The following is a 12,080-nucleotide window of genomic DNA, read 5'->3' on the forward strand; positions in this document are numbered from 1 at the left end:
ACCGGTCAGAGGGATCGGTCTCGCCGGTACGCGCTGCACAGCCGACTTGCTAGACGCTCGACCACTGGAGTCGGTGTACGAGGCGGCCGGTCATGCCGAGGTGGCTGGGGCGGCGGGTCGACATCGGCCGGAGGATCCGACGGTCGCGCGACGAAGGTGACGTCCGTCAGCCGGACGAGCGCCTCGCCGAGAGTCAGCCCTGCCGAGGCGAGCACATGCCGGAAACGCTCGCGGACGTCGTCCAGGTCGAGCCGGTCACTCGCCTCGTGCCCGATCATGCCACTGATCACGGGCACCAGCTCCGGCGGCAGTCCGCTCAGGTCTGGTGCGGTGTTCGGATCAGTGATCGCCCACATCAAAGCGGGCAACTGCGGGCGCTGGTAGGGGTAGTGCGCGGTCAGGGCGAACAGCAGACTCGCCCCCAGCGAGTAGACGTCCGCGGCCGGAGTGAGGTTCCGGGGCGTCGAGACCTGTTCGGGGGACATGGTCACCGGGGTGCCGAGCGTGGCACCGCTGGTGGTGAGTTCGACGGCGTCCGCGTTCAGCGCCTCGCCGAGGGAGACCAGCCCGAAATCAATGATCTTGGGCCCGTCGTGGGCGAGAAGGATGTTGGCGGGCTTCAGATCACGGTGCAGCAGCCCCGCCTCGTGGATGGCGCCCAGCCCTTCGGCGAGCAGGTCGCCCAGCGCCGCTCCGGTGTTCGCCTCTAACGGACCGTTTTCGCTGACGAAGTCGCGCAGGGTGAGCCCGCGGACGTACTCCATCGCCAGCCACGGTTGCTCGTCGTCCGGCCCGGCGGCGGCGATGAGCGAGGCCACCCGCGGCCCCTGCACCATGCCCAGGGCGGCGATCTCACGATCGAAGCGTGCCCGGATGTCCTCGCGCCCCGCGTACTGCTTGTGGACGATCTTGACGGCGACCTGGACGCCATCCGGGGTGACCCCGAAGAAGACCTGTCCCATTCCGCCTTCACCGAGCCGACCGTGCAGCTCGATGCCCGCGACCCGGCGCGGATCGGAGGGCGAGAGGGACTGCATGAATCACCTGCCTTGTCACGATCCGCTACGACGTGCCCAAGATCATAGTCTGACCGCGCTTGACACAAAGCGAAACCGGCCAGTTCGTCCGGCGCGCGATGTCCCGGGCGGGGACCTCAACGGACGCGCTGTTCGTCTATAGAGGATGGGCATTATATGGAAACCCACACACTCACGCTTTACCTTCCGCTAAGGTTCCGGATGATCTAGGGGAGCCGGAGGGGACGGTATGGCGGAGTTGGTTCCAGCGGCCTGGATGGTCCGTGCGGGGCGCGATGGCGAACGAGAGGGCCAAGCCCTTGCCGAGGGTTTCGCGATCGTCGGCTGGGACGAGCTCGGGGACATCAGCGGCGCCAAGACCAGGGAGGATCTCCGCAGGATCATCCAGGAGACCTACCCGGACGACGGTAAGGCGCGCATCGCCAACTGGACCGGCCAGTTGTGGCGGTTCCTGAGCGGCATCCAGGAGGGTGACCACGTCGTCCTTCCACTCAAGACCCGCCCCGGCCAGCTGGCGGTGGGACGGATCATCGGCCCCTACGTTTACCGTCACGACGTGCCGGTGGGGCTTCGGCACATCCGGCCGGTCGAATGGCTTCGGACCGATATTCCCCGGGACGCTGTCAAGCAGGATCTCCTCGACAGTCTGGGGTCCTTGTTGACGGTCTGTGGCTTGACCCGATTTGACGCCGCGCGACGCGTCGCGCACCTGGCCGCCCACGGCGTCGACCCGGGCGCCGGCGACGGCGAAAGCGAACACGAGTCCAGGAGTCGGGCCGAGCTGTTGGCCGAGGCGGCCGACCGCAGCCCCGACAACCCCCTCCGGCTGTCGATCAGGGATCTCCTCGGATACTGGGGCGCGGCCCGCCGGACGCCGAGCGTCGTGGCCGAGATCGAAGAGGCACTGGCGGAGAAGGGGCTCGCGACCCGGCCGGCGTTCACCGAGGGATGGCTCGACAACATCATCCAGCTCGTCCCGGTGGGGCAGGAGCCGGTCGTCGGAGAGACGAGCTACCCCGCACAGGTGGCGGAGGATACCGAGGACGTCTCGGACCTGCCCGGGATCACGCTCCGGATCGGAGACCTCAAGGCGGCGAACCGCGAGGTGGCGACGGTCCGGCCCGAGGACTCGCTGCACACCGCGACCACGCTGATGGTGCTGAACAACTACTCCCAGCTCGCCGTGGTCTCGGAGGACGGGACGTTCCACGGCGCGGTGAGCTGGGAGTCCATAGGACGCGCCCAGATCGCACGATCGAACGCCACGCTGACCGACGCCACCGTGCCCGCCTCGGTCGTGGAGTATCACGAGCCGCTGCTCGAGCAGATCGCGCAAATCTATACGCGAGGCTTCGTGTTCGTCCGCAGCCAGGACAAGTCGGGACTGTGCGGGATCGTCACGGCGGCCGACCTGACCGACCAGTTCGACGATCTGGCCCGGCCCTTCGTCCTGCTGGAGGAGATCGAACGTCGGCTCCGGCGCCGTGCGGATGAGAAGCTGTCACTGGACGAGATCCGCAGCAAGGTCCGCATGCGGCCGGAACGGGTGCGTTCGGCGGCCGACCTCACGCTCGGCAGCTACTGGCATCTCTTCGAGCCGGAGGAGCACTGGAAGAAGCTCGACTGGCCGCTCGACCGCCGAATCTTCCTCGACCGGCTGGAGGCCGTGCGCAGGATCCGGAACGACACCATGCACTTCAGCCCGGACCCCCTGAGCGACAAAGACCTGAACACGCTCACCAGCTTCCTGGCCTTGCTCCGCACCGTCCAACCGGACGCATGAGCCGACACGGCGGAAACCGGCTGCTGTGGCTGCACGTCCGACCGGCGGAGACCGCCAGGGCCGTTGCCGTCACCGGCAGGACGAGGCACTCGATTCTCTGACCGTCGCGCCGGAGACTTCCATCATGATCGAGATATTCGCTGACATGCGACAGCGGAGCTGCTTAGGGTTGACGGCGTGGGTCAAGTCAACAGTGGTGCGACGGACGCGGGACGACCCGAGTGGTTGGAGGAGGCCGTTCGGGCGGCGGAGGCGCAGCACAGGCTCCTGGCAGGAGGCGGCAAGGGGGCCAAGGAGTCGACCGGTGACCGCTGCCTTGGCCGGGCTGAGCCGGATGCGGTGCGCGGGCACGGGTGGTACGAGGTGGCGATCCGGGGTGAGCGGTTCGACCCCGATCGGCTGGCCGACGCCTACCTGGCTTCGGAGTCGGGTGCCGCGGAACGCCGCTATTCGTTGATCGAGGTGGTCCAGGACGGCGCGATTCTGCGGCTGCGTGCCGGTTCGCACGCGCCTCGCTATGGTCTGTGCTTCTGGGTGCGCGACACCGGCGGATCGAAGTTGTCCGAGGCGCTGCTCGACGGGCTTCGGCGCATGGTGCCGAATCGGCTCGCCGAGGACTTCGCACTTGGGCGACTCGCACCGGTGCGGATGCGCGCCGACCCGCCGCCGGGTTTCAACGAGCAGCAGCGCCTGGCCTGGAGCGCAGGGACGGCGCGAGGGCTGAGCGTGGTCTGGGGTCCGCCGGGCACCGGCAAGACCTCGGTCATCGCGCGGATGATCGAAGACCTGCTCGCGAGGGGCAAGACGGTCCTGCTGGTCTCCGGGACGAACGTGGCCGTGGACAACGCGCTGCTCAAGGCGGCGACGTCACTCCGCCCGGCTCCGGGGACCATGCTGCGCGTCGGCCCTCCGGCCGTGCCGGAGGTCGCCGACGACGGACGGATCTGCCTCACTCGCCTCCAAGAGGCGATGCTCTCCGAGCTCATGCAGCGTGCGGAGGCGATGTCGGCCGAGATCGAGGAGCTTCGCGGAAGGGACGAGATTCGCGAGGTGGAGGAGGCGGAGCAGGCCCTCAGCGACTTCGATCCTGACGCCTACCAGGAGGCCGAGCGACGCATTCGTCACCGAGCCGAGGCCGAACGTCGCGCGAACGACGTGAAGGGGCGCGAACGTTCCTGCGCCCAGGCAGAGGCGCGTCTGGCGCAGGCGGTTTCCGCCGAGACCTCGGCACATGCGGCTTGGAGCGACACGGCTGATTCGCGCGCACACCTCCAGGCGGCGGCGCATCTGTGGGACGAACTGTCCGGTCGGCGCCTGGAGCGCGACCGCGCACAGGCAGAAGCGGCACATCTGCAGGCGGAGCACCAGCGGCTGAAGATCGAGCTCGACCTCCACGACCGCCAACCGCCGGTGGCCCGCCTGCGCGCCCGGTCGCACCGTCGCCGGTTGGAAGCGGCGACAGACGCCGCATGGAGCCGCTGGACCGTGGCGGCGGACCATGCGCGGGGCATCCAGGACAACCTCACGGCGATCGAGCCGGAGCTGATCCGGAGAATGGGCGCGGCGAGAGCGTCGGCGCGGTACACAGAGCAGGAGATCGAGCGGCGGCGCCAGGAGTACGAGGCCGCCCAGCGTGACGTCGCGACCGCCCGTCATGAGCTTCAGCACGCCAGGGGGGATCTGGAGCAAGCGAAGAATTCGGCGCATCAGGCCGCGGCCAAGCCCCACCCCACACCCGAGGACCTGGATCTGGTGGCACGGGCGGACGCCGAAGGTCTGCCCGCACTTGCAGAGCGCCTGAGCGGACTGCGCCTTTCGGCCAACGCCGTCCTCCAACGGCTGGACGTCCTGGAGCGCGAGCACGAGAAGGTGATGGATGAGTGGCGGAAACTCTCGCGCGACGCCGCCCGCAAACTGGTCGCGGCGGCGCGGGTCGTGGCGACGACGCTGGCCCGGCTGAGGATCAACACTGACGTCCACCGGCGCCGTTACGACCATGTGATCGTCGACGAGGTCTCCGCGTCGACGCCGCTGGAGGTCCTGTACGCCTTGGGGCTGGCCGAGGAGGGGGCGACCCTCTTGGGCGACTTCTTCCAGAACGGGCCCATCGTCCTTCCCCAGCTGCAGCGGTCGCAGGACCCGGCGGTCCGGACCTGGCTGCAGCGTGATCCGTTCGAGGCCGTCGGCATCACGGGGGTCGCTCGTGCCCGCGGCCTGCCCGGCTGCGTGGTACTGACCGAGCAGTACCGTTTCGGTCCCGCGATCACGGCTCTTGCCAACGCCGTGGCGTACGAGGGGCTGCTCCAGGTGGCGTCCCGGACGCGCGACGAGATCGTCCTGATCGACGTGGACGGGCTGCCGGAAGCGCTCGCGCAGGTCCAGCGGGACGGCAAGTCCCGCAAGTGGGCGATCGGCCCGCTGATCGCCCGGGCCCTCGCCGAGCACCATCTTGCGCAGGGGGAGAGCAAGGTCGGCGTCGTCACGCCGTACAAGCCGCAACGCGAACTGACCGAAAGCGTCCTCGCCGACAGCGGAACGAGCGCCCGGGTCGAGGTCGGGACGGTCCATTCCTTCCAAGGGCGCGAGTTCGACACCGTGATCCTCGATCTCGTGGAGGACGGGACCGGATGGATGACGCGCGACTCACTGGGCGCGCGACGGGTTTTCAACGTCGGGGCGACCCGGGCTCGCCACCGGCTCTACGTGGTCGTGAACTCCGCTGTCGTCCACCGCGGAGGCGGAGTACTCCGCAAGCTGCGGGAGGTCCTGGAAGCCGGTGCGGTCACCGTCGTTCGAGCGGCGGATCTGCTGGGACTGCACGAGGAGGAGGCTCCTGGTGAGGGACCGGCGCATGAAGTCTGGGACGCCCTGCGGACCTATGTGAAGGTCATCGATCTCTATGACGAAGAGCGGTTGCCAGCGGAGCTGATCCGGCGCATCGAGCAGGCCGAGAGCAGCATCTGGTTGTGGAGTCCCTGGGCGGCCACACGGGTCGCGGAGTTCCTTCCACCGCTGCGCGCGGCCGTGGACCGGGGCGTCCGCGTACGAGTGATCATGCTCCCGGACTGGGACCTGAAGGGGACGCGGTTCGAGCCGTTCGCCGAGCGGGTGACCGCGGCGCTGCCGGATGTGATCTTCATGCGCAACCAGCATCAGAAGATCGTGGTGATCGACCAGCGGCTCGTCCTCCTCGGCAGCATGAATCTGCTGTCGCATCGCCGTTCGAGAGGCCGTCGGGAGATCATGGCACTCTTCGAGAGCCGCAGTCTGGCGCGGCACGTCCTGGAGCATGAGCGCGCGGACGCGCTGTCCCGTCCGCCGACGTGCCCGGAGTGCGGAAGGCGGGCGGAGATCGAGCTGCGGGGAAGCGGCATGAAACGCCGGCTGCACTGGCTGTGCGGCGGGACGAAGGGGAGACCGGACCATTGGCGGCTACCGCTGCCCGATGTGCCCGGTGGACGCAACCAACGCCGTTCCTGAACAGGGGAGGCACGGCGATGAGCGGGCTCGGGTGCGGGCGTGGTGGAAGCTCGGCCACGTGCGAAGCGGGCTCGCGAGCTGATGACGAAGGCACTCGGCGGGCACGTTCCCGTTCACCGCGCTCTACGCGGCGGCTCGCCGACCCGACACGTGGACACGGAGGCGGTGAAAGCGAAGTGCCGTTCAGGTGCGTCGAAGTGGAGGAGCTTTACGGGCTGATCCTCGATAGGTCTGCGCGTCGTAGCGGAGTTCGCCTTCGGCCAGTAGTTCGCCTACCTCGCCGGCGTCCACAACGGCGCGCGCTCCCTCCCCGGCCGACCGGACCGTCGGCGCGTCCCGCCGGCTTCAGCAGGGCCGCCTCGCCCACCTGCGCCCTCCAGGCAGCCCCGCGCGCCGCAGGTGCAGGGACGGCCGTCATAGCGATTGATGATCATGTGGCCGGGCTCGCCGGCCGAGCGCGGGCGCGAAGTCCAGGTCGGTCCAACCCATATTGGGGCCGGGCGCACCCTTCCGTCGGCGGCCCTGACCAGGCCGCAGTACGACGCGCCGATCCCGACGCACCGGGCGCTGCCGGGCGCGGCGTCCACCAGCGCGCGACCGAACCCGGCCAGGACGTCGACCACCTCGTCCAGGTCGGCGTCCCAGCTGCGCCGCCGCGCGGCCTCGTGGCGTTCCAGCACCGTGCCGCCGAGCCCCACCGGGCGGCGACCATCCGGTCCATCGCCACGTCGAAGGCCAGGACGTACCAGCGGTCGCCCCTCGGGCCGCACCACCAGGAACGGCCGTCCGGCCCGTCCCGTCGCTCCGGAGGCCTGCTCGGCCACCAGGCCCGCCGCCGCCAACCGTGTGGTCAGCGCCAGGATCGTGCTGCGGTTCGACCCCAGCCGGTTGGCCAGCGCCGCGCGCGAGACGGGACCGCTCAGATGCACCTGCCGCAGTACCGCGCCGAGATGGCGCCTGCGGGTCTCCCGGGGAGTACCGCCGTCCACCGCGCTCATGGTGCCGCACCTGTAGAACACCGCCGGGACGCCGGAATGCGCCCGGTGCGATCCAGCACCGCAGACGTTCGAAATGGTTCCGCCGACGTGTCGAGCCCTTCGGCGGAGTCCTGGCATCCGTCACTGATCGTACGCGAATCGTTGCGCAGGATCATGGGCGCTTGCACATTGTGATGTGTGGGGGCGACTTCGTGCGACGGCGACCAGGTCGCGGCGTACGAGCGGCACCAGGTGGTCGTCCTGATCGCCGAGGACGCCGACTTCGCCCCGCTGGCGGAGCGCCCACATCGACGAAAGGTCGCTGTAGCTCGCCTTGCGCCAACCCGTGTAGTTCTCGGTCATGCCTCCGATCCTGTCTGCTCGGACAGTTGATCGACCACCTTCTTCGCCGAGACGACGACATGGACGGAAGCCGCGTGACCTCTGCCGCCGTCCGTCACCAGACGGCCGAACGCGTCCACACGGCGGCTCTCGCCGTCTGGCCGTCCCTGCCAACAGAGGGCATCACCGTGCAGTTCGTCCGCGACCGCGCGCAGCAGCTCCCTCCCTGATCGCCGCTCCGTTAACCTTGGCGTCGTGAGCGCGTCGACGTACCTGCTGATCCTGGGCGAGGTCCGGGCCATCGCCTGGGTGCTGAGCGAGAGCCGCATGGCGTTCCCGCGCACGCCCCGATCCGAGGTGAACCAGCTCGCGGTCGGGGACGAATTGCTCATTTACGCGACGCGCGGAGCCTTCGGTAACCCCACCCGCGACCGGGGTCGGGTCATCGGCCGCGCCACCGTCATCTCCACCGTGACGGAGCTGGACGAGCCGGTGGAGATCGCGCGCCGTGAGTTCCCGCGCGGCTGCGCTTTGAGCATCGACGCGCTCGCCCCGTTCCGCAGTGGGGTCGAGCTGCAACCTCTCGTTGAATACCTCGATGCCTTCCCCGATCCGAAGGTGTGGAGCGTCCGGCTTCGCCGTCCGCTGCTCCGGTTGTCCGAGCGTGACGCCAACCTGCTGCGCGAGGCCCTGCGTCCGATGGCCGGTTCCCCGGACGAGCATCTTGGCTCCTACCTGGACCGGGCGGCTGCGCGTCCGACCTGACCTACGTCGCACGGTTACGGTGCGGCCGCTCCTTCAGGGCTCGGCCAGGTGGGACGTGCCCGGCATACCGCCGGCCAAAGGCCTGCGGGCCTCGGGCGGAACGGGAAGGACGCCGGCGCTGGTCAGGTCACCGGTCGTGATGAGCGGCCCCTGGCACACCCGGGTCAGTAGATCGGCCTGGCGCGGCTCCAGCAGTACGCATCCCGCCAGCACCGAGAGCAGGGCCAGGAACTCGACGGTGAACTCGCGCTCCCACGTTTCGGGCACGATGCCGTCGAGTTCACTCGTCGATCGCTTGTTGCGAGGCTGGATCGTCCTGTCATTCAGCCAGCGCCACACGGTTCGTCGTCCGTTGACCTGGTAGGTGATGACTCCAGGCGGCACGGGCTTGAACAGGCCCTCTCCCACGAGAAGAGACTGAGTGCGCTCGTCATAGGAGAGCTGGTCGGGAAGCTGCGCGGGGAGCGCACGGACGGGTGACTCGGCCTTGATTCCGAAGCGTTCGATGACCGCGAAATCGCCTTCCCTTCGCCCCGCGTCCGGGGCAACACACCGAGTGCCGTGGGAGTGCAGCCAGAGGATGTCACGTCCGAGCGCGACGGCCTGCTTCCAGAGTCCGGAATCGGCAGTGAGGGGCACCCGGACCCCGGGCCGTTGGAGGTGCTCGGAGAACTGCGCCGTGTACGCCGGGTGGGCTGTCAGTGCGCCGATGTAGGCCAGCACGTCGACGGACGTCACGTTCAACCCGAGCCTGTCTCCGAGCATGGTCAGCAAGCCTGGAGCCAGATTCGGTGACCCTGCTGAAGCGTCCCGCCACAGTGGCCGGACGCCGCCTCCTCCCCAGCCATTGAAATGGTGGAGGTCCGGGATGAGCCCGGGAAAGATCAGTGCTGGACCGACAGTTATCTCATGCGCGTCCTGTTCCGAAACGAAGATCTGGTCATCGGAGCGGACGCGCCAGAGTGCCGGTCGCGGCATTTCCAGGATGCGGCTGTCGGGGATCAGCCACTGCCGATCGAAGGACCGGTAAGCCACCCGGACGGGCTCCAGAGAGCGACCATGTTCCTCCGCCAGAGACCGCCGGGGCGCTGGAAACCCCGGAAGTGGAGCAGGCCGGCTATGCAGGTTTCGGTCTCGCGACTCGCGGAAGAGCCGTCGCCGCTTTTCGACCGGGGCGGAGATCAGGTACTGCCAGCGCTTCCGCAGCGTCTCGGGGCTGGGCGCGTAGACCCAGGTCCGACCGGGGGTCACGCCGCGCGAGCGCCAGGGCATCAGATCGGCGAGCGCCGGGTGACGCATCCACTCCGAGTCCGGCGCGGGAAGGAACGGGCTCTGCCAGTCGTCATCGCAGACGCGCCACCCGGGGGAGGTCGTCCGCAGCTCGCGTAGCGTCCCCTCCTTCTCAGCTCGGGTTCCGCGGAGTTCGACGTAGTGCACTCGGGCGGGTACCTGCTCGTCCGTTCCCGAAGGCCGGGCGAAGATGAGAACGCACAGTTTGCGTCCCACCTGCGGTCCGAAAATCCTGCTGGCCATCGGTGGCCGGTTGCCTTCGGGAGACAGCTCGATGACCCACCCAACGGCGCACTTGCGGCGAAGATACTCCCGGAGTCCACAAAAGGCGCGGCTCTTCACCACACTCGACGGTAGGACGTACGCCACCACCCCCGCATCGGACAGCGGGTGGGCCTCGAAGACCTTCCATGCCGCCCAGCGCAGGAAGTACCAGGGCATTCCATGAAGGTCCGACTCGTAGCGTCCCATGCCCGGAGCACGAAACTCGTCAAGGGAAGGACGCTCGATCACGGCGGCCGGACCGGTCGCCCTTCCACGGCGTTCCTCGATCCAAGGTGCGCGGCCACGCGCGTTCTCCACGTGAGGTGGGTTACCGATCACGACCATGACGGGAACGTCACGCTTCAACCTGTTCGCCTCGTCGCGGTTCTTCTCCATCACGCGGTAGGCGGACCCGAGCGGCGGCTGCGAATGGTGCGGGTTCGCCAGCGCGTCGGTCAGAAAGCGAAGCTCCTGAGTCGGGGCCTCGAGGCCGAACAGACTTCGGAAAGTGCCGTGTATTCGGAGTTCGGCAACCGCGTACGGAGCCACCTGGATCTCAAAACCGATCAGCCGTTTGCGCAGCAGATCCTTGACGTACTCCTCCCGCGCGCCCCGCCCCAGGGCCGACCCGACATGGCGCGCCACCGCGCTCACGACTTCGACGAGGAAGGCTCCCGTACCCATGGCGGCATCGATGACCATCACGTCGTCGTCGGCGAACCCGCGCTCCTTGCCCAGGTGGAGTCGCAGTACCTCGTCGGTGAAGCCGACGATGGACCGGGCCACGCCCACCGGGGTGTAGTACGAGCCGGTGTCCCGGCGGAGCTGGGGATCGTACTCGCCGAGGAAACGCGCGTAGAGCTCGTTGTAGGCTCGGATCGGCGAGACGTCGAGCTCCCTGAGGTCGGACACCGCGAGCATGCGCCGCAATGTGTCGATGGTCTGGAGCTCGTCGGAACCTCCGCCCGTCAGGACGGCGAATGCCTGCCCCATGACCTGGTGCCGCTTGGTCAACTGCCGGGCGATCTCAGCGTAGGACCCGGTGGAGATGTCGATCCCGTCCGATCGGGCCAGGAGTAGGGCGAAGGTCACCGTCTGAGCGAACGCGTCGGCGAACTGCTCGTTGTCCAGACCGGGGAACAGCAGGGTCCGCCAGTCGTCGGCGAGGAGCGACAGGCGTTCCCGGGCTTTGCGGTCGCTCGGACCGGCCAGCGTCGCGATCACCTCCTCCTTGAGGAGAAGGCAGAGGCCGGCCATGATCTTCACGAGGTCGCCGAGCGTTCGCGGCGCCTCCGGCTCCCAGAGCAGGAATCCGTAGACCAGACTCTTCAGCTCTTCCGCGGCCGTGTCGGACGGCCGTCGTAGGCCCGACCGCGACTCGGCGATCCGGACCACGGGAGTTCGGAGCTCACCGAACGAATAGAGTCCCCAGGCCAGCCCGTCGGTGTAGAGAACGTTCGGCAGCGCCTGGAGCTTTGCCCACTGTTCGCGGTCCGCCTTCGTCGGCCCCCAGGACCGATCGGTCGGAACCCCCTTTCCGGGGGCTTTGAGCTCGAGGTACCCGACTCTGACACGTCCGACGTCCACGGCATAGTCGGGTCGGGCGCGCAGGTCTTTGAGCCTCACCTCACCGTAGGGGACGGCCTCGATCCCGGCGAGTGTGCCCAGTTCCCGAAGCAGCCGTTCCACCGGCCCGCGGAGCTGGTCTTCGGCCTCTCCGCCACGTCCGCTCTTCTGCGCCACCTCGTTCCAGAACGCGGTGAGCGCGGCGGTGGCGGTGCGAGGAGGAAGCTGCCTGAACGGTCTGGCCACGGTGACCTCCGGTGAACGCTCCGCGTGTTCACCGTGACTCCCGGCAGCCGAAGCGGCAAGAGGTGCCGGGACGTCCTGGCCACAACCGGGCATTCGGTCGGTCAGGGGAACCTCGCGTACGGGAGGGATGCGCGGTGCGGCGCGACCGGATCTGGTCATGGTCGAGGGGGGCGACGCCGGGGTCATCGCCTGCTTCGCAGGTCACCTGAACGTTCTGGTGCTCGATCGGTGCCGGAGGGCAGTCATGGTCTGGGGCAACCTGCTCTCGGTGAGGCTGACCCGGCCCTATGCTCGCGACATCTCCGAGATCTGACCCGGACGCGCAGCGTT

The 12,080-nt window shown here is 68.5% G+C and carries 9 protein-coding genes; 5 read left to right on the forward strand and 4 right to left on the reverse strand.

Going from position 1 to position 12,080, the window contains the following annotated elements:
- Positions 1 to 5: 5 nt before the first annotated feature.
- A complete protein-coding gene (locus tag ACFPCY_RS21380; RefSeq protein WP_378257772.1) occupies positions 6 to 1,037 on the reverse strand; it encodes a serine/threonine-protein kinase in 1,032 nt (343 codons plus the stop codon).
- A 229-nt stretch (positions 1,038 to 1,266) separates the two neighbouring features.
- Between ACFPCY_RS21380 and ACFPCY_RS21385 the strand changes: the two genes are divergently transcribed.
- Both ACFPCY_RS21385 and ACFPCY_RS21390 read left to right on the forward strand, forming a co-directional pair.
- Entirely contained in the window at positions 1,267 to 2,820 is a 1,554-nt protein-coding gene (locus ACFPCY_RS21385) for a CBS domain-containing protein (protein ID WP_378257774.1), read from the forward strand.
- A 177-nt stretch (positions 2,821 to 2,997) separates the two neighbouring features.
- A complete protein-coding gene (locus tag ACFPCY_RS21390) occupies positions 2,998 to 6,300 on the forward strand; it encodes an AAA domain-containing protein (protein ID WP_378257776.1) in 3,303 nt (1,100 codons plus the stop codon).
- Positions 6,301 to 6,572: 272 nt separating this feature from the next.
- Here ACFPCY_RS21390 and ACFPCY_RS21395 read toward each other — a convergent pair whose 3' ends face one another.
- Both ACFPCY_RS21395 and ACFPCY_RS21400 read right to left on the reverse strand, forming a co-directional pair.
- The gene (locus tag ACFPCY_RS21395; protein ID WP_378257778.1) at positions 6,573 to 7,298 is read right to left on the reverse strand and encodes an ROK family transcriptional regulator; all 726 of its coding nucleotides are present in this window, start codon (positions 7,296 to 7,298) and stop codon (positions 6,573 to 6,575) included.
- A 120-nt stretch (positions 7,299 to 7,418) separates the two neighbouring features.
- Positions 7,419 to 7,640 carry a hypothetical protein gene (locus ACFPCY_RS21400; RefSeq protein WP_378257780.1) on the reverse strand — a complete coding sequence of 74 codons (222 nt, stop codon included), beginning with the start codon at positions 7,638 to 7,640 and terminating at the stop codon, positions 7,419 to 7,421.
- Between the two features lie 74 nt (positions 7,641 to 7,714).
- On the opposite strand from ACFPCY_RS21400, the gene ACFPCY_RS21405 reads away from it, so the two are divergent.
- Together ACFPCY_RS21405 and ACFPCY_RS21410 are read left to right on the forward strand one after the other, a co-directional pair.
- On the forward strand, positions 7,715 to 7,849 hold the full coding sequence (locus ACFPCY_RS21405; RefSeq protein WP_378257782.1) for a hypothetical protein: 135 nt from the start codon (positions 7,715 to 7,717) through the stop codon (positions 7,847 to 7,849).
- 25 nt (positions 7,850 to 7,874) lie between these two features.
- The gene (locus ACFPCY_RS21410) at positions 7,875 to 8,384 is read left to right on the forward strand and encodes a hypothetical protein (protein WP_378257784.1); all 510 of its coding nucleotides are present in this window, start codon (positions 7,875 to 7,877) and stop codon (positions 8,382 to 8,384) included.
- A 33-nt stretch (positions 8,385 to 8,417) separates the two neighbouring features.
- Here ACFPCY_RS21410 and ACFPCY_RS21415 read toward each other — a convergent pair whose 3' ends face one another.
- Positions 8,418 to 11,750 carry a type ISP restriction/modification enzyme gene (locus ACFPCY_RS21415; RefSeq protein ID WP_378257786.1) on the reverse strand — a complete coding sequence of 1,111 codons (3,333 nt, stop codon included), beginning with the start codon at positions 11,748 to 11,750 and terminating at the stop codon, positions 8,418 to 8,420.
- A gap of 157 nt (positions 11,751 to 11,907) precedes the next feature.
- On the opposite strand from ACFPCY_RS21415, the gene ACFPCY_RS21420 reads away from it, so the two are divergent.
- Positions 11,908 to 12,063 carry a hypothetical protein gene (locus ACFPCY_RS21420; protein WP_378257788.1) on the forward strand — a complete coding sequence of 52 codons (156 nt, stop codon included), beginning with the start codon at positions 11,908 to 11,910 and terminating at the stop codon, positions 12,061 to 12,063.
- Positions 12,064 to 12,080: the final 17 nt, after the last annotated feature.

Origin of the sequence: Actinomadura gamaensis, assembly GCF_042652125.1 — a bacterium.
GTDB classification, from domain to species: domain Bacteria; phylum Actinomycetota; class Actinomycetes; order Streptosporangiales; family Streptosporangiaceae; genus Spirillospora; species Spirillospora gamaensis.